Source organism: Pseudomonas sp. FDAARGOS_380 (assembly GCF_002591235.1).
In the GTDB taxonomy this organism is placed as follows: domain Bacteria; phylum Pseudomonadota; class Gammaproteobacteria; order Pseudomonadales; family Pseudomonadaceae; genus Aquipseudomonas; species Aquipseudomonas salmasensis.
Genome location: NZ_CP023969.1, coordinates 2,082,092 through 2,105,281, shown reverse-complemented (window position 1 = coordinate 2,105,281; position 23,190 = coordinate 2,082,092). Strand labels below are relative to the sequence as shown.

The window sequence follows — 23,190 nt, the reverse complement described above, 5'->3', positions numbered from 1 at the left end:
GGAAGCTTTCCGTGGAAGCACTGCACAAGAAAATTCGCGAAGAAGGCATCGTGCTTTCCGATCAGGTCCTCAAGGTTGACGCCTTTTTGAACCACCAGATCGACCCGGCGCTGATGAAACTGATCGGCGACGAGTTCGCCGCACTGTTCAAGGATTCGGGCATCACCAAGATCGTCACCATCGAAGCCTCGGGCATTGCCCCGGCCATCATGACCGGGCTGAACCTGGGCGTGCCGGTGATCTTCGCCCGCAAGCAGCAATCCTTGACCCTCACGGAAAACCTGCTGTCGGCCACGGTGTATTCCTTCACCAAGAAAACCGAAAGCACCGTGGCGATCTCCCCGCGCCACCTGACCAGCAGCGACCGCGTGCTGGTGATCGATGACTTTTTGGCCAACGGCAAGGCATCCCAGGCGCTGATCTCGATCATCAAGCAGGCTGGCGCGACCGTAGCCGGCCTGGGCATTGTGATCGAGAAGTCGTTCCAGGGTGGGCGTGCGGAACTGGATGCTCAGGGTTATCGGGTTGAGTCGCTGGCGCGGGTGAAGTCGCTGGCCGGTGGTGTCGTGACCTTTATCGAGTAATCACTAACTAAATGTGGGAGCTGGCTTGCCTGCGATAGCGGTGTATCAGGCGACAGAGGTGTCGACTGAAAGACCCTCATCGCAGGCAAGCCAGCTCCCACATTGGGTTTTGCGTTGGCCTATCAGTGGGCGGTGGCCTGCAGGCCGGCAAGCAGCAAGCGTTGATACAGGTCCTCCTTGATGCCCTCCGGCTTATCCAGGTGCATGCGCTGCAAATGCTTGGGAAATGCCTCCGGCTCCGGCGCGTCGAGTGCCGCCTTGCCCAACTCCAGAATCTCCGTGAGCTTGAATTTGCTCTTGAGCCAGTTCAGCGCCCGCAACAAATCCCGTTCCTCATCCGTGAAGTCGCTGCCCAAGGGGTATTCCGGGAACAGGCGACGATGCCTGGCCTGAATCGCCTGAAGCCGCTCTGGCGTGTTGTCGGCAAAACGCGGATCCAGCTGGAAATCCTTGGGCAATTTGCCGGCCTTTTGCGCCTGTTCAATCAAGTCGTGCTGGAACCTGGAATCAGTGATGTTCAGCAGCGCTTCGATCACCTTGGCATCCGTCTGACCGCGCAAGTCGGCAATGCCGTATTCGGTAATGACAATATCCCGCAGGTGCCGGGGAATGGTGCAGTGGCCGTACTCCCAGACGATATTGGAACTGACCTCCCCCGCCGACTCGCGCCAGCTGCGCAAAATCAGGATTGAGCGAGCGCCTTCCAGCGCATGCCCCTGGGCCACGAAATTGTATTGCCCGCCCACGCCACTGAGCACGCGACCGTCTTCCAACTGATCGGCCACGCCAGCGCCGAGCAAGGTGACCATGATCGCGCTGTTGATAAACCGCGCATCCAGGCGCTGCAGGCGCTTGAGTTCTTCCTGCCCGTACAGCTCGTTGATGTAGCTGATGCGGGTCATGTTGAATGCCTGGCGCTTGGCGTGGGGCATTTCCTGCAAGCGCTGGTAAAAGCTGCGTGGCCCCAGGAAGAAACCACCATGGATCGCCACGCCGTCGGGTTGCGCGGCGTCGTCCAGGGTGCCCGCGTTGGCCTGCGTCTGGGTCGCCACATCCGGGTAGACCTTGCGCCGCACAATCCCGGCATCGGCCAATACCAGCAGGCCGTTGACGAACATCTCGCTGCAACCGTAAAGGCCACGGGCAAACGGCTCGACACCGCCTTCGCGGCTGATCAACGGCGCCCACTGGTACACATCCAAGTCGGTGAGCAACAGGCGATAGGCTTCGTTGTCGGCCTGGCGCGCCAGCAAGGCAGCCGTCAGCGCATCGCCCATGGAACCGATACCGATCTGCAACGTACCGCCATCACGCACCAGGGTGCTGGCATGCAGGCCGATAAAATGGTCCTGAAAGCCCACCGGCATGTTCGGGGTGGAAAACAACGTGGTGCTGTCCTTTTCATCCAGCAGGTAGTCGAACTCATCCATGCCAAGTTCGGCATCGCCGGGCATGTAGGGCAAATCGCTATGGACCTGGCCAACGACCAGGATGGTCTCCCCGGCCGCGCGGCGCTTGGCGATCATGGGCATCAGGTCGAGGGTGATATCCGGGTTGCAGCTCAGGCTCAGACGGTCGGGATGCTCGCTGCTACTGGCAACCAACTGCGCCACCAGGTTCAGGCCGGCGGCGTTGATGTCGCGGGCGGCATGGCTGTAGTTGCTGCTGACATAATCCTGCTGCGCCGCGGCGCTGTGGAGCAGGCTGCCCGGCTGCATGAAGAATTGCTGCACACGGATATTCTTCGGCAGGCTGCCCTTGTGCAGGTCGGCGAGAAAGTCCAGTTCGGGGTAGTCGCCAAACACCCGTTCGATAAAGGGTTCGAGAAAGCGTTTCTGCAAGCCATCCCCCATCGTCGGGCGACCCAGGCTCAACGCGGTGTAGATAGTCAGCGCCCGCTCCGGCAACTTGGCGATGCGCCGGTACAGCGCGTTGACGAACAAATTGGGCTTGCCCAGCCCCAGCGGCATGCCCATGTGGATATGCGCCGGCAACCGCGCCAGTACGTCGTCAACTGCTTGCTCGATTGAACACAACTGCACCATCCGACTGCTCCCGAACATTCCATGAATTGGAGTTGGACCGAGCTTGCCGGGTCTTTGCTGCAATGAACAGCCTCAATACCTAAATTACGGGCACAAAAAAGCCGCTCGTAAGCGGCATTTTTGGCGAAGATCGGCCGATTAGAGCCCGGACATCTTCTTGATCGCACCCTTGAGGTCGTCGTCCGAGCAGTCAGCGCAGGTGCCTTTGGGCGGCATGGCGTTGATACCGGTGATGGCCTTGGCCAGGATGCCATCGAGGCCACCTTGATGGTCGGCGCGTTCTTTCCATGCGGCGGTGTCGCCAATTTTCGGCGCACCCAAAAGGCCGCTGCCGTGGCAAGCGTTACAGTGCTTGGCGATGATATCGTCCGGCGTTTTCGCACCGCCGCTGCCGCCCGCAGTCGCGACGACTTCCATGCCCTTGCATTCCTGGCCCTGGACGCAAACCTGGCCCACAGGCTCCAGGCGCTTGGCAATGTCATCATTGGTCGCAGCTTGAGCGCTGACAGCCCATAGGGCCAGTACGGTTGCTGGTGCAGCCAGCATTTTCATAATTAGGTTCACGCGTTCACCCTCAATGGTGGCTATTCACGCCTGCGGCCACGGTTTCGCAGGCGGCGAAAGTATAACGGTTAGCCCGCCCGGCCGAAACAACCCTATTAAATAAAGGGAGATTCGGCCTCACGGTGTACAGCTGCGGGAACCTCTGCAACGCTGGCAGGGCGCCTCTATTCTTAAAAGTTCGCGGGTGTGGCTGCGCTGATTAGTCGCGCTGGCACGTCGAACGGATTGCGAAAACGATGGGGCCTGGTACTTTCAAAGTAGTAGCTATCGCCCGCCTCGAGCACAAAAGTTTCAAGGCCGACCACCAACTCCAGGCGACCTTCCACCAGAATCCCGGTTTCCTCGCCTTCATGGGTGAGCATTTCTTCGCCCGTGTCGGCACCTGGCGGGTAGATCTCGGTGAGAAACGCGATGGCCCGGCTCGGGCGCGCCCGGCCCACCAGTTTCATGGTGACGGCACCGTCAGAGATGTCGATCAGCTCATTGGCTTTATAGACGATCTGCGTCGGTATTTCCTGGAGGACTTCCTCGGAGAAGAACTCGACCATGGACATGGGGATACCGCCCAGCACCTTGCGCAGGGAGCTGATCGAGGGGCTGACGCTGTTTTTCTCGATCATCGAAATGGTGCTGTTGGTGACACCCGCACGCTTGGCGAGCTCACGCTGGGAAAGACCTTTGAGTTTACGGATGGATTGCAGTCGTTCGCCGACGTCCAATGCAGGAGCCTCCTAGGATTCAGGCTTTGTTGTAATTGAGCGTTATCATGGCGACAGCGTTCAGTATTTACAACACTTGGGCCTAAATCCCGGCCTGCTCGGTTCGTTGCCGGCGGCTAAGCGCCGCAATAGAGCCTTGGCACTCGGCGCAGGTTGCAAAAAATCTGATAGGGGATGGTCTCGGCGGCGACGGCAACGTCACTGGCGAGGATGTGCTTGCCCCACAGTTCCACAGTGGAACCAAGGCCCGCTTGGGGCAAGTCGGTGAGGTCGACACACAGCATGTCCATGGACACGCGCCCCAGCAACCGGCTACGCTGGCCAGCCACCAGCACCGGTGTGCCGGTGGGCGCATGGCGCGGGTAACCGTCGGCATAGCCCATGGCAACCACACCGACGCGCATCGGCTTGGGCGTAACGAACCTGGCGCCGTAGCCCACCGGCTCACCGGCTGGCAATTCGCGCACGCAGATCACTTTGGACTCCAGCGTCATCACCGGCTGCAAGCGTGCAGCAAGGGCCTGGTCTTCGCCAAAGGGCGTTGCGCCGTACAGCATGATACCGGGGCGCACCCAGTCGCTGGACACGCTTGGCCAGCCCAATACAGACGGCGAGTTACGCAGGCTGACCTCAGCGGCCAGCCCTTGGCGCGCCGCCTCGAAGACCGTTACTTGTTCGTTGCTGCTGACGCAATCGAGCTCATCGGCGCGGGCAAAATGGCTCATCAACACAATTTTCGCCACTTTGCCGCTGGCCAGCAGGCGCTGATAGGCCTCCTGGTAATCCTTGGGGTGCAGGCCCACACGGTGCATGCCCGAGTCCAGCTTCAGCCACACTGTGAGCGGTTTGCTCAGGCGCGCCTGTTCGATGGCCTCCAACTGCCACAACGAATGCACCACGCACCAAAAATCCTGCTCGATGATCAGCGGCAACTCGTCAGCTTCGAAAAAACCTTCCAGCAACAACACCGGCGCACGAATGCCGGCGGCGCGCAGTTCCAGCGCTTCCTCGATGCACGCCACGGCAAACCCGTCAGCTTCGGCTTCCAGCGCCTGGGCCACGGGCACCGCACCATGGCCGTAGGCATCGGCCTTGATCACGGCAAGGGCCTTGGCCCCGGTGACTTCTCGGGCCAATTGGTAGTTATGGCGCAGGGCTTGGAGGTCGATCAGGGCACGGGCTGGACGCATGGCGGCAGGCTTCTAGGCAGCAAAGTAAAAAAAACCGGTGCCGACCAACAACCTCGGCACCGGGAGAGGGATCGTTGTTAAGGCAGCGCAGCCACGACAGACAGCTCTACCAGAATCTCGGGTTCGCACAGCTTGGCTTGCACGGTAGCGCGGGCCGGGGCGACGCCTTTGGGCAGCCATTTGTCCCATACCGCGTTCATCAGGGCGAAGTCGGCGTCGATATCCTTCAAATAGATCGTCACCGACAGCAACTTGGTCTTGTCAGTACCGGCAAGGTCCAGCAAACGCTCGATATTGGCCAGGGTTTCACGGGTCTGTTGTTCAATCCCGGCGCTCATATCGTCGCCGACTTGCCCTGCCAGGTACACGGTACCGCTGTGGACAACGATCTGGCTCATGCGCTCATTGGTGAGCTGGCGCTGGATTGACATGTTGTGCGGACTCCTGGTGGTTGCCATAACGGGAAATATCGAGGCCTGCGGCGCTGATCTGCGGCGTTTTTTTCGCCATCAGGTCGGCCAGCAAGCGACCGGAACCACAGGCCATGGTCCAACCGAGGGTACCGTGGCCTGTGTTCAGGAACAGGTTCTTGAACGGCGTGGCACCCACAATCGGTGTGCCGTCTGGGGTGGTCGGGCGCAGGCCGGTCCAGAAACTGGCTTGGGCCAGATCGCCGCCCTGAGGATAAAGGTCGTTGACGATCATCTCCAGGGTTTCGCGTCGCCGCGGGTTCAGCGACAGGTCAAAACCGGCTATTTCAGCCATGCCACCGACGCGAATGCGGTTGTCGAAACGGGTGATCGCGACTTTGTAGGTCTCATCGAGAATGGTCGAGGTCGGCGCCATTGCCGGGTTGGTGATCGGCACAGTCAGCGAATAACCCTTGAGCGGGTACACCGGTGCCTTGATCCCGAGTGGCTTGAGCAGCTTGGGCGAGTAACTGCCGAGGGCCAGGACATAGCGATCGGCGGTTTCCAGCTTGCCGTCGATCAGCACACCGTTGATGCGGTCGCCTGCGTAGTCCAGGCGCTGGATGTCTTGTTCGAAGCGAAATTCCACGCCCAACTGTTTGCACATGTCGACCAGACGGGTGGTGAACATCTGGCAATCGCCCGTCTGGTCGTTGGGCAGGCGCAGGGCACCAGCGAGGATATCGGTGACGCTGGCCAGGGCCGGTTCAACCCGGGCAATGCCGGCGCGGTCGAGCAATTCGAACGGCACGCCGGACTCTTTCAGCACGGCGATGTCCTTGGCGGCGCCGTCGAGCTGGGCCTGAGTGCGGAACAATTGGGTGGTCCCGAGGCTGCGGCCTTCGTAGGCAATGCCGGTCTCGGCGCGCAGCTCGTCGAGGCAGTCGCGGCTGTACTCGGACAGGCGCACCATGCGCTCCTTGTTCACCGCATAGCGGCTGGCCGTGCAGTTGCGCAGCATCTGCGCCATCCACAAGTATTGATCGATATCGGCGGTGGCCTTGATCGCCAGCGGCGCGTGGCGCTGAAGCAGCCATTTGATGGCCTTGAGCGGCACACCCGGCGCGGCCCATGGCGAGGCGTAGCCAGGGGACACCTGGCCGGCGTTGGCGAAACTGGTTTCCATGGCAGCGGCAGGCTGACGATCAACCACCACAACGTCGAAGCCGGCCCGCGCCAAATAGTAGGCACTGGTCACCCCAATGACGCCGCTACCCAAGACCAGAACGCGCATTTTTATATCCTCATCGCGGGCTTGGCCGCTGACGTGTGTTATTCGAGCAATGATGGGCGCAGTGTAAAAAACAATCGGCAGTGCATTTCACTATATAAATGCCTATATTTGGCGACAATTCTTGGCAAAAACCCTTTTGACAGAGGCGTATCCCCTATGCGTACCAACACCCAGACCAAGCGGGAGCTGGACAAGATCGACCGCAATATCCTGCGCATCCTGCAAACCGACGGGCGCATCTCGTTCACGGAGCTGGGGGAAAAGGTCGGGCTGTCCACCACGCCCTGTACCGAACGCGTGCGGCGCCTGGAGCGCGAAGGGATCATCATGGGCTACAACGCACGGCTCAATCCCCAGCATTTGAAGGGAAGTTTGCTGGTATTTGTCGAGATCAGCCTGGATTACAAGTCGGGTGACACCTTTGAAGAATTTCGTCGCGCGGTGCTGAAACTACCCCATGTGCTGGAGTGCCACCTGGTGTCGGGGGATTTCGACTACCTGGTGAAAGCGCGCATTTCCGAGATGGCGTCGTACCGCAAATTGCTGGGCGATATCCTGCTCAAACTCCCCCATGTGCGCGAATCCAAGAGCTATATCGTGATGGAAGAGGTGAAAGAGAGCCTGAACCTACCGATCCCTGACTGACCCACTGACACAACACGGTCAAATGTGGGAGCTGGCTTGCCTGCGATAGCGTCGGTTCAGAGGCATAGGTGCTAGCTGACCCACCGCTATCGCAGGCAAGCCAGCTCCCACAGTTTTAACCGAGTACATCCGCTAGACCAGCACCTGCCGGGTGCTCGCCATGTACTCATGAATCTGCTTCTCCACCCGCGGATGAATCAACTCCACCGGCCGGCGGCCATTGGGGCACGGCAAGGTCTTGGTGGTGCCGAACAGGCGACAGATCAGTGGCCGCTCGTCGTACACCGTGCAACCCTTGGGCCCCAGGTGCACGCAGTTCAGCTCGTCCATCGCCGCCTCTTGCTCGGCGGCGGTCTTGCGCGGCAGGCGCGACATTTCCTCGGGCGAGGTGGTCACCGGCCCACAGCAGTCGTGGCAACCCGGGACGCACTCGAACGAAGGAATCTGGCGACGCAGCGCGCTGATTTTCTGACTGTTGCAACTCATCGAAACCCATACCGAACGGCGAATAGACGTGGATTCTGACGCAAAACGCCCCGCGCAGACAGCGTCGTGCGACCACTGTATCCTGCGTCAAATTTTCCAGACAGGGAGGTTCCCATGACCGCCAGCGCCCGGCACACCGCTTCCTACTACGCTGCCAGCAGCGTGCCGCAACCGGATTACCCGACGCTGACGGGTGAGGTGAACGCCGATGTCTGTGTGATCGGCGGGGGGTTCTCCGGGCTCAACACCGCCCTGGAATTGGCCGAGCGCGGCTTTCGCGTGGTGTTGCTGGAGGCGCGCAAGATCGGCTGGGGCGCCAGCGGGCGCAATGGCGGCCAGTTGATTCGCGGTGTCGGCCACGGGCTGGATCAGTTCACCCAGGTGATCGGCAGCGACGGTGTGCGCCAGATGAAGCTGATGGGCCTGGAAGCCGTGGAGATCGTGCGCGAACGTGTAGAGCGCTTCCAGATCCCCTGTGACCTGACCTGGGGCTACTGCGACCTGGCCAACAAACCCCGCGACCTGAAAGGCTTGGCCGAAGATGCCGAAGAGCTTCGCAGCCTGGGTTACCGCCACGAAGTGCGCCTGTTGCAAGCCAGCGAGATGGGCACGGTCATCGGCTCCGATCGCTATGTAGGCGGCATGATCGACATGGGTTCCGGCCACCTGCACCCGCTGAACCTGGCACTGGGTGAGGCTGCCGTCGCCCAGCAGTTGGGCGTGGCGCTGTACGAGCAATCCCAAGTGACCCGCATCGACTATGGGCCTGAGGTCAAGGTGCATACCGCCCAAGGCACTGTGCGCGCCAAGACCCTGGTACTGGCCTGCAACGCTTACCTGAACGGTCTCAACCCGCAACTGAGCGGCAAGGTGCTGCCCGCCGGCAGCTACATCATTGCCACCGAGCCCTTGAGCCAAGCGCAGGCCACCAGCCTGTTGCCGCAGAACATGGCGGTGTGTGACCAGCGCGTGACGGTGGATTACTTCCGCCTGTCCGCCGACCGTCGCCTGTTGTTCGGCGGCGCCTGCCACTACTCCGGTCGAGACCCCAAGGATATCGGCGCCTACATGCGGCCGAAGATGCTGCAGGTATTCCCCCAATTGGCTGACGTGAAAATCGACTTCCAATGGGGCGGCATGATCGGCATCGGCGCCAACCGCCTGCCGCAGATTGGCCGCCTGCCCGATCAACCCAACGTGTATTACGCCCAGGCCTATGCCGGCCATGGCCTCAACGCCACGCACCTGGCGGGCAAGCTGTTGGCCGAGGCCATCAGCGGCCAGCAACAGGGGCGCTTCGATCTGTTCGCCCAAGTGCCACACATCACTTTCCCCGGTGGCAAACACCTGCGTTCGCCGCTGCTGGCCCTGGGAATGCTCTGGCACCGCCTCAAAGAACTGCTCTGATCAATCGCGCCAGAAGGGTTTCAAGCCCTCACGGCGCGCCTGTTCGGCGGTCAGCCCGATGTCGCGTAACTGCTCGCGGCTCAGGTCCAGCAGGGCCTTGCGCGTATGACGACGGCGCCAGAACAGACTCCAGCGGCCAGGCGCCGGGGCAGTGATCACCTGCTCCTGCCCCGCTTCCAGTTCCTGACTGCGTAACGCCAGCCGTACATCGCTCATGCCGCTCATTTGACTGCCCCTCATTGGCCTGTTGCCTTGAGTGACCAGCATGCGCGGGCGGCCAGAACCATGACAGATTCAGCCAACTTTTATTAAACCCATACAGATACTCCCTCTGCGTGGCTGAATCCTGTATTTTGCCTCTATCTGTACTGGTCCCTCGGGAGTGAGCAGCATGACCCTTTACGTCAACCTCGCCGAATTGCTCGGCACCCGCATCGAACAGGGCTTCTATCGGCCGGGCGATCGGCTGCCTTCAGTGCGGGCCTTGAGTGTGGAACATGGGGTGAGCCTGAGCACCGTGCAGCAAGCGTATCGGTTGCTCGAAGACAACGGCCTGGCGACGCCCAAGCCCAAGTCGGGCTATTTTGTGCCGGTGGGCCGTGAACTGCCGGCGCTGCCCGAGATAGGTCGCCCGGCCCAACGGCCAGTGGAAATTTCCCAGTGGGACCTGGTGCTGGAACTGATTCGTGCGGTGCCGCGCAAAGACGTCATACAGATGGGCCGCGGCATGCCAGATGTACTGTCGCCCACCTTGAAGCCGCTGCTGCGTAGCCTCGCCCGTGTCAGCCGCCGCCAAGACCTGCCGGGGCTGTATTACGACAACATCCTCGGCTGTATGGAACTGCGTGAGCAAATCGCCCGGCTGTCATTGGACTCCGGCTGCCAACTGAGCGCCGAAGACATCGTGATCACCACCGGTTGCCACGAAGCCCTCTCCGCCAGCATTCACGCGATTTGTGAGCCCGGCGATATCGTCGCGGTGGATTCCCCCAGCTTCCACGGCGCCATGCAGACCCTCAAGGGCCTGGGCATGAAAGCCCTGGAAATCCCCACCGACCCGCTCACCGGCATCAGCCTGGAGGCCCTGGAACTGGCGCTGGAACAGTGGCCGATCAAAGTCATCCAGCTCACCCCAAACTGCAACAACCCCTTGGGATACATCATGCCTGAAGCGCGCAAACGCGCCTTGCTGACCCTGGCACAGCGCTTTGACGTGGCGATTATCGAAGACGATGTGTATGGCGAACTGGCCTACAGCTACCCACGCCCGCGCACCATTAAATCCTTCGATGAAGACGGCCGTGTGCTGCTGTGCAGCTCCTTCTCCAAAACCCTGGCGCCCGGCCTGCGCATTGGTTGGGTCGCACCGGGACGCTACCTGGAACGGGTGCTGCACATGAAATACATCAGCACCGGTTCTACGGCCACGCAGCCGCAGATTGCGATTGCCGAATTCCTCAAAGGCGGGCATTTCGAGCCGCATTTACGCAGGATGCGCGCCCAATACCAGCGTAATCGCGACTTGATGCTTGATTGGGTCAGCCGTTATTTCCCCGCTGGCACGCGCGCCAGCCGGCCCCAGGGCAGCTTCATGCTGTGGATCGAACTGCCTGAAGGGTTCGACACCTTGAAGCTCAACCGCGTGCTGGTGGAACAAGGCGTACAGGTGGCGGTAGGCAGTATTTTTTCTGCCTCCGGCAAATACCGTAATTGCTTGCGCATGAACTACGCTGCCAAGCCAACGGCGCAGATTGAAGAGGCCGTGCGCAAGGTGGGGGCAGCCGCTGGCAAGATGCTGGAAGAGACGGCGGACTGACCTTTCCCACGCAATTGCCGTCATATGCCACAACCGCCCTGACCTGGAAGCAGTTTCCTTGATGATTCGACGGCTTTTACCGTTTTGCCTGCTGGGCATCCTGGCCCTGGGCGGCTGCGCCACGGTCGACACCCCGCGCATCCCCAGCGATGCCCTGCCCGCGCAGGACTCCTCGTTCGGTCGCTCGATCCAGGCCCAGGCCGCCCCCTACCAAGGGCGCTCGGGCTTTCGCTTGCTGCCCAACAGCAGTGAGGCCTTCATGGCCCGCGCCGAGTTGATCCGCAACGCCCAGACCAGCCTCGACTTGCAGTACTACATCGTGCACGACGGCATCAGCACACGCATGCTCGTGGACGAACTGCTCAAAGCCGCCGACCGCGGGGTGCGCGTGCGCATTCTGTTGGACGACACCACCAGCGATGGCCTCGACCAGATCATCGCCACCCTTGCCGCCCACCCCAAGGTGCAGATACGCCTGTTCAACCCGCTGCACCTAGGGCGCAGCACCGGCGTTACACGCGCCATGGGCCGGGTATTCAACCTGTCACTGCAACACCGGCGCATGCATAACAAACTGTGGCTGGCCGATAACAGCGTGGCCATCGTGGGCGGGCGCAACCTGGGCGACGAGTATTTCGACGCCGAACCGAACCTGAATTTCACCGACATCGACATGCTCAGCGTGGGGCCGGTGGCCGAGCAATTGGGTCACAGCTTCGACCAGTACTGGAACAGCGCCCTGAGCAAGCCGATCGATGACTTTGTCTCGAACAAACCCTCCAAGGTCGACCTCGCCGTCGCCCGCGGGCGCCTTGAGGCCTCCCTCGCCCAATCCCGTCAGCAGAACCACGCGCTGTATAACCGCCTGCGCACGTACCAGACCCAACCCCGCATGGACATCTGGCGCCGCGAGTTGATCTGGGCCTGGAACCAGGCGCTGTGGGACGCACCGAGCAAGGTACTGGCCAAGGCCGACCCCGACCCGCGACTGCTGCTGACCACTCAGCTGGCGCCAGAGCTCGCGGGGGTCAGCCATGAGCTGATCATGATTTCGGCTTACTTCGTGCCGGGCCAACCTGGGCTGGTCTACCTCACAGGGCGCGCCGATGCGGGTGTTTCGGTGCGCCTGCTGACCAACGCCCTCGAAGCCACCGACGTGCCGGCCGTGCATGGTGGTTACGCACCGTATCGCAAGGCGTTGCTGGAGCACGGAGTGAAGCTCTATGAACTGCGCAGGCAACCCGGCGACCCCAGCGCAAGCAGCGGCCCGCGCCTGTTTCGGCATGGCAGCTGGCGCGGCTCGGACTCCAGCCTGCACAGCAAGGCGATGATTTTTGATCGAGAAAAGTCGTTTATCGGCTCGTTCAATTTCGACCCGCGCTCAGTGCTGTGGAATACCGAAGTCGGCGTACTGGTGGACAGCCCCGAGCTGGCCGAGCACGTACGCAACTTGGCTCTGGAAGGTATGGCGCCAGCGTTGAGCTATGAGGCCAAACTGCAGGACGGCCAGTTGGTGTGGGTGACAGAAGACAACGGCCAGATGCACACCCTGACCCGCGAACCGGGCAGTTGGTGGCGGCGGTTCAATGCCTGGTTCGCCACCAGTATTGGCCTGGAACGCATGCTCTAAAAAACCCTGTAGGAGCGAGCTTGCTCGCGAAAAACGTCAACGATAACGCAGCGCATCTGGTTTAACGCGGCGTCCTCCGGTTTTTCGCGAGCAAGCTCGCTCCTACAATGGGTTGCATTTCAAGGTCAGGCCGGCTGTGTAGCGCCGAATGCCCCTTGGCGCAGCAATAGCACCACCAACCCTAACGCCCCCGCCGCCATCAGCAGCGGCAGCGCATGCCCACTGATCCACTGGCTGCCCGCTCCCGCCACCAGCGGCCCGATCAGGCAGCCAATGCCCCACAGCTGCGCCACATGAGCGTTGGCACGCACCAACGCATCGTCGCGGTAGCGCTCGCCAATCAAAATCAGCGACAAGGTAAACAACCCACCGGCACTCGCGCCGAACAGTACCCACACCGGCCAGATCAGCAACGTGTGCATCAATAACGGCACCGCCAGGCTCGACGCCAGCAACAGCAGCGCACAGGCCAGGAACAAGGTCCGGCGCGGCAGGTAGTCGGCCAGCGCGCCAATGGGCAATTGCAGCAACGCATCACCCACCACCACCGTGCTGACCATCGCCAAGGCGATCTCGGCGGTAAAGCCCTGTTGCAAGCAGTACACCGGCAACAGCGTCAGGATCATCGCTTCGAAAGCAGCAAACAACGCCACGGCCCAGGCAATCGCTGGCAGGCCCAGGCAAAAGCGCCACAGGTCGCCAAACGTCACGCTGAACGAATCCGCTGTCGGCGCCCCGGTACGCCCTAGCAACAGCAGCGGCGCCACCACCAAAAGGCCCGCGCCGACCCAGAAGCCGTAGTCATGGTCGGTGCCAATCAGGCCCAGCAGCAACGGCCCCGAGAGCTGGCTCAAGGCGTAGCTGCAGCCATACAGCGCCACCAGACGGCCACGCCACTGTTCGACCACCAGTTGGTTGATCCAGCTTTCGCCAAGGATGAATACGATGGTCAGGATCACCCCGATCATCAGCCTGAGCACCAGCCACACCGGGTAGCTGGGCAGGATCGCCAGTAAGCCGATGGACACCGCACCGGCCCACAGGCACAGGCGCATCAGGTTGGCAGTGCCGAGCCAGGACGCCATGCGGCTGGAGACCTTGGCCCCCAGCAACACGCCGAACGCCGGCATCGCCGCCATCACGCCAATGGCGAAACTACCATAACCCCAGCCTTCAAGACGCAGGGATACCAACGGCATGCTGACACCCAGGGCCAAGCCAACGCTGAGTACCGAGGCCAGCACGGCGAAATAAGTCGCCCAACGCATTGCCACGCTCCTGTGGATAATTCTGGTTTGCAAAACGAACTGTAGGAGCGAGCTTGCTCGCGAAAAACGTTAACGATGACGCGTTCATGCTGGATAAACGCGGCGCCTTCAGGTTCTTCGCGAGCAAGCTCGCTCCTACAGGGGATCAGCGGTGTTGCTTAGAGCTTGATCCAGGTCGCTTTCAGTTCGGTGTACTTGTCGAACGCATGCAGCGACTTGTCGCGGCCATTACCCGACTGCTTGAAACCACCGAACGGTGCGGTCATGTCACCGCCGTCGTACTGGTTAACCCACACGCTACCGGCACGCAGAGCCTTGGCCGTCAGGTGCGCCTTGGAGATATCCGCCGTCCACACCGCTGCGGCCAGGCCGTATTGGGTGTCGTTGGCAATGGCGATGGCTTCTTCGGCGCTGTCGAAAGTAATCACCGACAGGACTGGGCCAAAGATCTCTTCCTGGGCGATCTTCATGGCATTGGTCACGCCGTCGAAAATCGTCGGCTCGACGTAGGTGCCGCCGGACTCTTCCAGGGTGCGCTTGCCACCTGCGACCAGCTTGGCGCCATCGGCATGGCCGGCTTCAATGTACGACAGCACGGTGTTCATTTGCTGCGTATCCACCAAGGCCCCCACAGTGGTGGCTGGGTCCAGCGGGTTGCCGGGCTTCCAGCCCTTGAGGGCCTCGATCACCAGCGGCAGGAAGGTGTCCTTGATCGAACGCTCGACCAGCAGACGCGAGCCGGCGGTGCAGACTTCGCCCTGGTTGAAGGCAATGGCGCTGGCGGCGGATTCGGCGGCCGCTTGCAGGTTCGGCGCATCGGCAAACACGATGTTCGGGCTCTTGCCACCGGCTTCCAGCCAAACACGCTTCATGTTCGACTCGCCGGAGCGGATCAACAGTTGCTTGGCGATCTTGGTGGAGCCTGTGAACACCAGGGTGTCGACGTCCATATGCACCGCCAGGGCGTTACCCACGGTGTGGCCATAGCCAGGCAGCACGTTGAACACGCCTTTTGGAATACCGGCCTCTACGGCCAGCGCGGCAATGCGGATGGCAGTCAGCGGGGATTTTTCGGACGGCTTCAGGATGACAGAGTTACCGGTGGACAGCGCCGGGCCGAGTTTCCAGCAGGCCATCATCAGCGGGAAGTTCCACGGCACGATGGCGCCCACGACGCCGACGGGCTCGCGGGTCACCAGGCCCAATTGATCGTGAGGCGTGGCGGCGACTTCGTCGTAGATCTTGTCGATCGCCTCGCCGCTCCAGCTCAGGGCTTGCGCCGCGCCGGGGACGTCGATGTTCAGGGAATCGCTGATGGGCTTGCCCATGTCCAGGGTTTCGAGCAGCGCCAGCTCTTCGGCGTTAGCCTTGAGCAGCGCGGCGAAACGGATCATGACGGACTTGCGCTTGGCCGGCGCCAGGCGCGACCACACGCCGGAATTGAAAGTGGCACGCGCATTTTCTACGGCGCGCTGGGCGTCGCTGGCATCACAGCTGGCGACAGTGGCCAGCAAGCGCCCATCCACCGGGCTGATGCATTCGAAGGTATCGCCGGAAACGGCGGCGGTGTATTCGCCATTGATATAGGCGCGGCCTTCGATCTTCAGAGCCTTGGCGCGTTGTTCCCAGTCGGCACGGGTCAGGGTGGTCATGCGAGTGTCCTCCTCTTATTGAATACAAGGGCCTGGGAGGTTTATCCCGGCGCCATCACGAATGCTTGCCCGACCAGCCTGCGGTTCGGCTCAAGGCAGCTGCCACCCTAAACCAGCGGCTGGGGATGTTTCAATATATTTGACATAACGGTGGCAAACGCCCTTGCGATGTTCATTTTAATAAACATAGACTTTGGGCTCTCCAACCGCAGGCCAGACGGGAAATGCACATGAGCATCCAGGACATCGTCGATTTCAGCCAAGCCAACACCGCCCCCGAACGTTACCGCCCTGCCGCCGAGAAAATCCTCAAGGGCGATCCCGAGCAGACACTCTACAACCACTACAACAGCCCATGCGGCCAGATGAACGCTGGCGTCTGGGAAGGTGAAGTGGGCCAGTGGAAGGTCAACTACACCGAGCATGAGTACTGCGAGATCGTGCAAGGCGTGTCGGTGTTGCGCGATGCAGAGGGGAATGCCAAGACCCTGCGGGCCGGCGACCGCTTTGTGATCCCTGCCGGTTTCAGCGGTACCTGGGAAGTGCTGGAAGCGTGCCGCAAGATCTATGTGGTGTTTGAAGAGAAAGCCTGATCATTGATTGATCGACAGCGGGACGCTGAGCGTCCGCGAGGGCATTCCCACGCAGAGCGTGGGAACGATCAGCAGAGCGTGGGAACGATCAGGCAAAAAAAAGCCCGCATCGTGAGATACGGGCTTTTTTTCACAAGGAAGAAAATCAATTACTTGATTTTGCCTTCTTTGTAGATCACGTGCTTGCGAACGCGCGGGTCGAACATTTTCTTTTCGAGCTTGTCCGGGGTAGTACGCTTGTTCTTGTCGGTAGTGTAGAAGTGACCAGTACCGGCGCTAGAGATCATTCGAATCAATTCACGCATGATAGAGCTCCTTAGATCTTGCCAGCGGCACGGATTTCGGCCAGCACGACAGTGATGCCACGCTTGTCGATAATACGCATGCCTTTAGCAGATACACGCAGGCGAACAAAACGTTTCTCTTCTTCAACCCAGAAGCGGTGATGCTGCAGGTTCGGCAGGAAACGACGACGGGTTTTGTTATTTGCGTGGGAAATGTTATTCCCAGTCACCGGACCCTTACCGGTAACTTGACAGACTCTCGACATGCCTCAGCCCTCTAAAACCACATGCCCAACCCGGCATGGGTTGGCCGCTTAATCTCTCAGTCATTTGGCGCCAGGCGCCGCGTTTCTTTAGGGTCTTACCGGCTACACCTACAGTGAAGGAACCGGGCCCCTAGAAAAGAGCGCTGCTTTATACCAGAAAGACCCCAGTGCAACAACAACCTGTGTACTTTTAGCAACGTAAATCTCGGCCAGACGTGCCTGAACCGCTGCCAGGAGGGGCCCCTGTAACAGCCGACCGCTCGTCGCACAGAATGATTTACCACGCCTGCGGTCACAGGGAAGTGCACGGCGCAACACGCGCAGGCGCCATCAAAACAGCATTTTGGCCAAAAGCACAGGCAAAAATGGGCTAGTCATTTATCAATCAGACCTCTACGGTAGGCTTTTTCCAGACTGCACTCGCAGATGGGCCTTCGATCTGCACAGGAAACCGAATATGCGCCTCGCTGCCCTACCCCTATTGCTTGCCCCTCTCTTTATTGCGCCAGTGGCCGTTGCGGCCACCAATTTGAGCGTTTGCACCGAGGCCAGCCCCGAAGGGTTCGATGTGGTGCAGTACAATTCGCTGACCACCACCAACGCCTCGGCCGACGTGCTGATGAACCGCCTGGTGGAATTCGACGCGGCCAGTGGCAAGTTGGTACCCAGCCTTGCAGACAGCTGGGAAGTATCGCCCGATGGGCTCACGTACACCTTCAAGCTGCACCCCGATGTGAAATTCCATCGCACCAGCTATTTCAGCCCAAGCCGCACCTTGACCGCCGAAGACGTACGCTTCAGCTTCGAGCGCATGCTCGACCCGGCCAACCCGTGGCACAAGATCGCCCAGAGCGGCTTTCCTCACGCCCAATCCCTGCAATTGCCCACACTGGTCAAGAAAATCGACGCCCTTGACCCGCTGACCGTGCGCTTTACCCTCGACCACGCCGACTCCACCTTCCTGCCGGCGCTGAGCATGGGCTTTGCCTCGATCTACCCGGCCGAATATGCCGACAAATTGCTCAAGGCCGGCACACCCGAGAAGTTCAACAGCCAGCCCATCGGTACCGGCCCGTTTGTGTTCGTGCGTTTCCAGAAAGACGCCGTGGTGCGTTACAAGGCCAACCCGGACTACTTCGCCGGCAAACCGGCGGTGGATAACCTGATTTTCGCCATCACCCCGGACGCCAACGTACGCCTGCAGAAGCTGCACCGCGATGAATGCCAGATCGCCCTGTCACCCAAGCCCCTGGATGTGAGCGAGGCCGAAAAAGACCCGGCGCTGAAGGTGGAAAAAACCGCCGCCTTCATGACCGCATTCGTCGCCATCAACAGCCAGCACCCGCCGCTGGACAAGCCCGAAGTACGCCAGGCAATCAACCTGGCCTTTGATAAGGGCAGCTACCTCAAGGCCGTGTTCGAAGGCACCGCCGAAGCGGCCAATGGTGTCTACCCGCCGAACACTTGGAGCTATGCCAAAGAGTTGCCAGGCTACCCGCAGGACCTCGCCAAAGCCAAGGCGCTGCTGGGCCGCGCCGGGCTCAAGGACGGCTTCAAAACCACGATATGGACCCGCCCTACCGGCAGCCTGCTCAACCCCAACCCGAACCTCGGCGCCCAACTGTTGCAGGCCGACCTGGCCAAGGTTGGCATCCAGGCCGAGATTCGCGTGATCGAATGGGGCGAGTTGATCCGCCGCGCCAAGGCCGGCGAGCACGACTTGCTGTTCATGGGCTGGGCCGGCGACAACGGCGACCCGGATAACTTCCTGACGCCACAGTTCTCCTGCGCCGCTGTAAAGTCCGGCACCAACTTCGCCCGCTATTGCGACGCCACCCTGGATAAGTTGATCAGTGCCGGCAAAACCACCAGCGAGCAAGGTGTGCGCAGCAAGCTGTATCAACAGGCCCAGGCGCAGATTCAGCAGCAGGCACTGTGGCTGCCACTGGCGCACCCGACGGCATTTGCCTTGACCCGCAAGAACATCGATGGGTACCAGGTAAGCCCGTTCGGCCGCCAGGACTACTCGAAGGTCAGCCTCAAGCCCTAAGCCCCCCACCTGTAGGAGCGAGCTTGCTCGCGAAAATCGCCAACGATGACGCGGCAAGCCTGAAGCCCCGCGGGGTCCTCAGGTTTTTCGCGAGCAAGCTCGCGCCTACAGACAGAGGCGGGGTTATTACAGCCAACCGTATTCAGCCATCGACAACGGATCACCATCGCCCACGATGATGTGGTCCAGCACCCGCACATCCACCACATCCAGCGCCTTTTGCAGCAACTTGGTCAATTTTCGATCAGCCGCGCTGGGCTCCGCACTCCCCGACGGGTGGTTGTGGCACAGGATCAACGCCGCCGCGTTGTACGCCAAGGCGCGCTTGACCACTTGCCGCGGATAGACAATCGCAGCGTCGATGGTGCCCTGGGACATAACCTCGAACCCCAGCACCCGATGCCTGGAATCCAGGAACAGGCAGCCGAAGATCTCATGGGGCTCATGGCGCAGCAGCGCCTTGAGGTACTCGCGCACGGCCAACGGGCTCTCCAGCACCGAGTCAGCTCGCAAGCGCTCGGCCAGGTGGCGTCGGGACATTTCCAGCACCGCCTGCAGTTGAGCGAACTTCGCCGGGCCCAGCCCCAGATGCTGGCTGAACAGCGTCTGGCTGGCCTCCAGTAACGGGCGCAGGCCACCGAATTGCGCCAACAGATGGCGCGCCAAGTCGACCGCACTTCGGCCGGCAACTCCCGTACGCAGGAAGATCGCCAACAGCTCGGCATCGGACAGGCTCGCCGCGCCACCGTCCAATAACTTCTCCCGCGGACGCTCCGCCACGGGCCAATCACGAATACTCATCCCACCTCCCTGTATCTGCTCCGCTGTTGCCCGGCGGGCGCTGTGTTATCGTAGGGCCCTCTTTTTTGCCGGCGATTTCACCTGGGGAGGGGTCATCGCAGGCGTCACTGAACTGGCATCACTGAACTGGAAAGGCAAACCAATGCAGCGTCTGTATCGGAAACGCATCGTTCTCGGCGTCGGCGGCGGCATTGCCGCCTACAAGAGCGCAGAGTTGGTTCGCAGGCTCCTGGACCAGGGCGCCGAAGTGCGCGTGGTCATGACCCGTGGTGGTAGCGAGTTCATCACCCCGCTGACCATGCAGGCCCTGTCCGGCCACCCGGTTCACCTCGACCTGCTGGACCCGGCCGCAGAAGCCGCCATGGGCCATATCGAACTGGCCAAATGGGCCGACCTGGTGCTGATCGCCCCGGCGACAGCCGACCTGATCGCCCGCCTGGCCCAGGGCATTGCCGATGACCTGCTCACCACCCTGGTATTGGCCACCGACGCCACCGTCGCTATCGCACCGGCCATGAACCAGGCCATGTGGCGCGACCCGGCCACCCAAGCCAATACCCAACTCCTGCAAACCCGCGGCCTCAAGGTGTTCGGCCCGGCGTCCGGCAGCCAGGCCTGCGGCGACGTCGGCCTGGGCCGCATGCTCGAAGCCACCGACCTGGCGCAATGCGCCGCCGAGTGCTTCCAGCACCTGGCCCTGACCGGCAAGCACGTGCTGATCACCGCCGGCCCAACCCAGGAAAACATCGACCCGGTGCGCTACATCACCAACCATAGCTCAGGAAAAATGGGCTTTGCGTTGGCTGAAGCCGCGGTCGAGGCAGGCGCACGGGTCACGTTGATCACAGGCCCGGTGCATTTGCCGACCCCTGATCGTGTCACGCGGATCGACGTAGTCAGCGCCCGGGACATGTTGGCAGCCTGCGAAGCTGCTATTCCCTGCGACCTGTTTATCGCCTCGGCAGCGGTTGCGGATTACCGCCCGGAGGTCGTGGCCCCACAGAAGCTCAAGAAAGACCCTACGAGCGGCGACGGCCTGCTCCTGCAAATGGTGCGTAACCCGGACATCCTGGCCACCATCGCTACCCGTCCGGACCGCCCGTTCAGCGTCGGCTTCGCTGCCGAGACCGAGCACCTGCTGGACTACGCCGCACGCAAACTGAAAGACAAAAACCTCGACCTGATCGTTGCCAATGATGTCGCCAACCCGAGCATCGGCTTCAACAGCGAGGAAAATGCGTGCAGCGTGATCGACCGCGAACTGCACGCCACCCTTTTCGCCCAGACCAGCAAGGGCAAGATTGCCCGCCAACTGATCTCTTTTATCGCCCAACGGCTGAACCAGGTTTAATCTCCATGCACGCTTTGCAAGCCAAGATCCTCGACCCACGCCTCGGCAACGAATTCCCCCTGCCGGCCTACGCCACACCGGGCTCCGCCGGCCTGGACCTGCGCGCCATGCTCAAAGAGGACACCGTCCTTGAGCCGGGCCAGACCATCCTGATTCCTACTGGCCTGTCGATCTATGTCGGCGATCCAGGCTTGGCGGCGCTGATCCTGCCGCGCTCCGGCCTGGGTCACAAACATGGCATCGTGCTCGGCAACCTGGTCGGCCTGATCGATTCGGACTACCAGGGCGAGTTGATGGTGTCGTGCTGGAACCGTGGCCAGACGGCTTTCAACATCGCCATCGGCGAGCGCATCGCCCAACTGGTGCTGGTGCCGGTGGTGCAGGCACATTTTGAATTGGTGCAGGAATTTGACGAAACCCAACGCGGCGCAGGCGGTTTTGGGCATTCCGGCAGTCACTGACTAAGCTGAACGTGGCCGGACGCCATCGTCCGACCACGCGCCACCGCCCGGCTTTTCAGGATGAAGAATGCGCGGAAATAATCATCGAGATTTCTCTAATGAAATCAAAGGACTACGTAAAAATAATGCTAGCGTCAAAGCGCCGATGGCATTTTTACACCACGAACTCTCTGCCGAAAACGCCGTCATACCCTTCAGTTTGAGCCTGCCGGCCAGCCACATCAGGCCCGCCTTGCCCCCTTTCAGATGGAGTTTCCCCCGCGATGAGTACCGCAGCCCGCGTAGCCCCGACCTTTCCCGACAGCATTTTTCGCGCCTATGACATCCGTGGCGTGGTCCCCAAGACCTTGACCGCCGAAACCGCCTACTGGATCGGCCGCGCCATCGGCTCCCAGAGCCTGGCCCAGGGCGAACCCAACGTTTCGGTAGGCCGTGACGGCCGCTTGTCCGGCCCGGAGCTGGTCGAGCAACTGATCCAGGGCCTGGCTGACAGCGGCTGCCACGTCAGCGACGTCGGCCTGGTACCAACCCCCGCGCTGTACTACGCCGCCAACGTACTGGCGGGCAAATCCGGGGTCATGCTCACCGGCAGCCACAACCCGTCGGACTACAACGGCTTCAAGATCGTCATCGCTGGCGACACCCTGGCCAATGAACAGATCCAGGCCCTGCACACCCGCCTGAAGACCAACGACCTGACGAGTGGCACCGGCAGCATCACTAAGGTCGATATCCTCCCGCGCTACTCCGATGAAATCACCCGTGACGTCAAGCTCGCGCGCCGCCTGAAAGTCGTGGTGGACTGCGGCAACGGCGCAGCCGGCGTAATTGCCCCGCAACTGCTCGAAGCCCTGAACTGCGAAGTGATCCCACTGTTCTGCGAAGTGGACGGCAACTTCCCCAATCATCACCCAGACCCAGGCAAGCCGGAAAACCTGGTGGACTTGATCGCCAAGGTCAAGGAAGTAGGCGCCGACGTCGGCCTGGCCTTCGATGGCGACGGCGACCGTGTGGGCGTGGTGACCGAAACCGGCGAGATCGTGTTCCCGGACCGCCTGCTGATGCTGTTTGCCCGTGACGTAGTGGCGCGCAACCCCAACGCCGAGATCATCTTCGACGTGAAATGCACGCGTCGCCTCACGCCATTGATCAAGGAATACGGCGGTCGCCCGCTAATGTGGAAGACCGGTCACTCGTTGATCAAAAAGAAAATGAAGGAAACCGGCGCGCTGTTGGCCGGTGAAATGAGCGGCCACGTCTTCTTCAAGGAGCGCTGGTTCGGGTTTGACGACGGTATTTACAGCGCCGCTCGTCTGCTGGAGATCCTCAGCAAGGAGAAATCCACGGCCGAAGAGCTGTTTCAGACCTTCCCGAATGATATTTCTACGCCTGAGATCAATATCCATGTGACCGAGGAGAGCAAATTCAGCATCATTGACGCATTGCACGATGCGCAATGGGGTGAAGGCGCCAACCTGACCACCATTGATGGTGTGCGAGTCGATTACGCCAAAGGCTGGGGCCTGGTTCGCGCGTCCAACACCACACCGGTGCTGGTCCTGCGTTTCGAGGCGGATACCGAAGCGGAGTTGCAGCGCATCAAGGACGTGTTCCACGCCCAGTTGAAACGTGTTGCCCCTGATCTCCAATTACCGTTCTGATTTTTGCCCGGAG

At 61.0% G+C, this 23,190-nt stretch carries 22 protein-coding genes and 1 pseudogene; 10 read left to right on the top strand and 13 right to left on the bottom strand.

Features of this window, described 5'->3' with window-relative positions:
- Nucleotides 1–11 precede the first annotated feature (11 nt).
- On the top strand, nt 12–584 hold the full coding sequence (locus CRN80_RS09820; RefSeq protein WP_003195447.1) for a xanthine phosphoribosyltransferase: 573 nt from the start codon (nt 12–14) through the stop codon (nt 582–584).
- A 122-nt stretch (nt 585–706) separates the two neighbouring features.
- Here the strand turns inward: CRN80_RS09820 and CRN80_RS09815 are convergent, their stop codons facing one another.
- The 6 genes from CRN80_RS09815 to dadA form a co-directional block, all read right to left on the bottom strand.
- Nucleotides 707–2,629, bottom strand: a complete 1,923-nt coding sequence (locus CRN80_RS09815; RefSeq protein WP_098950049.1) for an acetyl-CoA hydrolase/transferase C-terminal domain-containing protein — start codon at nt 2,627–2,629, stop codon at nt 707–709.
- Between the two features lie 138 nt (nt 2,630–2,767).
- Entirely contained in the window at nt 2,768–3,181 is a 414-nt protein-coding gene (locus CRN80_RS09810) for a cytochrome c5 family protein (RefSeq protein WP_032894549.1), read from the bottom strand.
- A gap of 182 nt (nt 3,182–3,363) precedes the next feature.
- The gene (locus CRN80_RS09805) at nt 3,364–3,912 is read right to left on the bottom strand and encodes a cupin domain-containing protein (RefSeq protein WP_032894548.1); all 549 of its coding nucleotides are present in this window, start codon (nt 3,910–3,912) and stop codon (nt 3,364–3,366) included.
- A 116-nt stretch (nt 3,913–4,028) separates the two neighbouring features.
- Nucleotides 4,029–5,102 (bottom strand): alanine racemase, encoded by a 1,074-nt coding sequence (alr, locus tag CRN80_RS09800; RefSeq protein ID WP_098950048.1) that lies wholly within the window; start codon nt 5,100–5,102, stop codon nt 4,029–4,031.
- Nucleotides 5,103–5,179: 77 nt separating this feature from the next.
- On the bottom strand, nt 5,180–5,533 hold the full coding sequence (locus CRN80_RS09795) for a RidA family protein (protein WP_032894546.1): 354 nt from the start codon (nt 5,531–5,533) through the stop codon (nt 5,180–5,182).
- Entirely contained in the window at nt 5,505–6,806 is a 1,302-nt protein-coding gene (gene dadA, locus CRN80_RS09790) for a D-amino acid dehydrogenase (protein ID WP_003195458.1), read from the bottom strand. The genes CRN80_RS09795 and dadA overlap by 29 nt, the downstream gene beginning before the upstream one ends.
- A 156-nt stretch (nt 6,807–6,962) precedes the next feature.
- On the opposite strand from dadA, the gene CRN80_RS09785 reads away from it, so the two are divergent.
- Nucleotides 6,963–7,451, top strand: coding sequence for an Lrp/AsnC ligand binding domain-containing protein (locus CRN80_RS09785; protein WP_003176896.1), 489 nt, complete (start codon nt 6,963–6,965; stop codon nt 7,449–7,451).
- A 132-nt stretch (nt 7,452–7,583) separates the two neighbouring features.
- On the opposite strand, the gene CRN80_RS09780 is transcribed toward CRN80_RS09785, so the two are convergent.
- Nucleotides 7,584–7,937: a YkgJ family cysteine cluster protein gene (locus tag CRN80_RS09780; protein WP_003195461.1), complete on the bottom strand. Its 354-nt coding sequence runs from the start codon at nt 7,935–7,937 to the stop codon at nt 7,584–7,586.
- Between the two features lie 114 nt (nt 7,938–8,051).
- On the opposite strand from CRN80_RS09780, the gene CRN80_RS09775 reads away from it, so the two are divergent.
- Entirely contained in the window at nt 8,052–9,344 is a 1,293-nt protein-coding gene (locus CRN80_RS09775; protein ID WP_098950047.1) for an FAD-binding oxidoreductase, read from the top strand.
- On the opposite strand, the gene CRN80_RS09770 is transcribed toward CRN80_RS09775, so the two are convergent.
- Nucleotides 9,345–9,569: a DUF1127 domain-containing protein gene (locus tag CRN80_RS09770; RefSeq protein ID WP_032894543.1), complete on the bottom strand. Its 225-nt coding sequence runs from the start codon at nt 9,567–9,569 to the stop codon at nt 9,345–9,347. It lies immediately after the preceding gene.
- Nucleotides 9,570–9,735: 166 nt separating this feature from the next.
- Between CRN80_RS09770 and CRN80_RS09765 the strand changes: the two genes are divergently transcribed.
- The gene (locus CRN80_RS09765) at nt 9,736–11,160 is read left to right on the top strand and encodes a PLP-dependent aminotransferase family protein (RefSeq protein ID WP_098950046.1); all 1,425 of its coding nucleotides are present in this window, start codon (nt 9,736–9,738) and stop codon (nt 11,158–11,160) included.
- Nucleotides 11,161–11,221: 61 nt separating this feature from the next.
- Complete coding sequence (locus tag CRN80_RS09760) at nt 11,222–12,790, top strand: phospholipase D family protein (protein ID WP_098950045.1); 1,569 nt, start codon at nt 11,222–11,224, stop codon at nt 12,788–12,790.
- Between the two features lie 125 nt (nt 12,791–12,915).
- Here the strand turns inward: CRN80_RS09760 and CRN80_RS09755 are convergent, their stop codons facing one another.
- Together CRN80_RS09755 and CRN80_RS09750 are read right to left on the bottom strand one after the other, a co-directional pair.
- On the bottom strand, nt 12,916–14,058 hold the full coding sequence (locus tag CRN80_RS09755) for an MFS transporter (RefSeq protein ID WP_019819806.1): 1,143 nt from the start codon (nt 14,056–14,058) through the stop codon (nt 12,916–12,918).
- Nucleotides 14,059–14,216: 158 nt separating this feature from the next.
- The gene (locus CRN80_RS09750) at nt 14,217–15,710 is read right to left on the bottom strand and encodes an aldehyde dehydrogenase (RefSeq protein ID WP_003195472.1); all 1,494 of its coding nucleotides are present in this window, start codon (nt 15,708–15,710) and stop codon (nt 14,217–14,219) included.
- Between the two features lie 230 nt (nt 15,711–15,940).
- On the opposite strand from CRN80_RS09750, the gene CRN80_RS09745 reads away from it, so the two are divergent.
- Nucleotides 15,941–16,303: a cupin domain-containing protein gene (locus CRN80_RS09745; RefSeq protein ID WP_014720478.1), complete on the top strand. Its 363-nt coding sequence runs from the start codon at nt 15,941–15,943 to the stop codon at nt 16,301–16,303.
- 149 nt (nt 16,304–16,452) lie between these two features.
- Here CRN80_RS09745 and rpmG read toward each other — a convergent pair whose 3' ends face one another.
- Both rpmG and rpmB read right to left on the bottom strand, forming a co-directional pair.
- Entirely contained in the window at nt 16,453–16,608 is a 156-nt protein-coding gene (rpmG, locus tag CRN80_RS09740) for a 50S ribosomal protein L33 (protein WP_003176906.1), read from the bottom strand.
- An 11-nt stretch (nt 16,609–16,619) separates the two neighbouring features.
- Entirely contained in the window at nt 16,620–16,853 is a 234-nt protein-coding gene (rpmB, locus tag CRN80_RS09735; RefSeq protein ID WP_003176907.1) for a 50S ribosomal protein L28, read from the bottom strand.
- 457 nt (nt 16,854–17,310) lie between these two features.
- On the opposite strand from rpmB, the gene CRN80_RS09730 reads away from it, so the two are divergent.
- Nucleotides 17,311–18,903 carry an ABC transporter substrate-binding protein gene (locus tag CRN80_RS09730; RefSeq protein ID WP_098950044.1) on the top strand — a complete coding sequence of 531 codons (1,593 nt, stop codon included), beginning with the start codon at nt 17,311–17,313 and terminating at the stop codon, nt 18,901–18,903.
- A 126-nt stretch (nt 18,904–19,029) separates the two neighbouring features.
- Here CRN80_RS09730 and radC read toward each other — a convergent pair whose 3' ends face one another.
- The gene (gene radC / locus CRN80_RS09720; RefSeq protein ID WP_032894537.1) at nt 19,030–19,704 is read right to left on the bottom strand and encodes a DNA repair protein RadC; all 675 of its coding nucleotides are present in this window, start codon (nt 19,702–19,704) and stop codon (nt 19,030–19,032) included.
- A 142-nt stretch (nt 19,705–19,846) separates the two neighbouring features.
- Here radC and coaBC point away from each other — a divergent pair, with 142 nt between their 5' ends.
- The 3 genes and pseudogenes from coaBC to CRN80_RS09700 all read left to right on the top strand — a co-directional run.
- Nucleotides 19,847–21,055, top strand: a complete 1,209-nt coding sequence (coaBC, locus tag CRN80_RS09715) for a bifunctional phosphopantothenoylcysteine decarboxylase/phosphopantothenate--cysteine ligase CoaBC (RefSeq protein ID WP_003195481.1) — start codon at nt 19,847–19,849, stop codon at nt 21,053–21,055.
- A 5-nt stretch (nt 21,056–21,060) separates the two neighbouring features.
- A complete protein-coding gene (dut, locus tag CRN80_RS09710; protein WP_003195482.1) occupies nt 21,061–21,516 on the top strand; it encodes a dUTP diphosphatase in 456 nt (151 codons plus the stop codon).
- Nucleotides 21,517–21,770: 254 nt separating this feature from the next.
- Nucleotides 21,771–23,177: pseudogene (locus CRN80_RS09700) on the top strand (phosphomannomutase/phosphoglucomutase); the annotation flags it as partial.
- Nucleotides 23,178–23,190 lie beyond the last annotated feature (13 nt).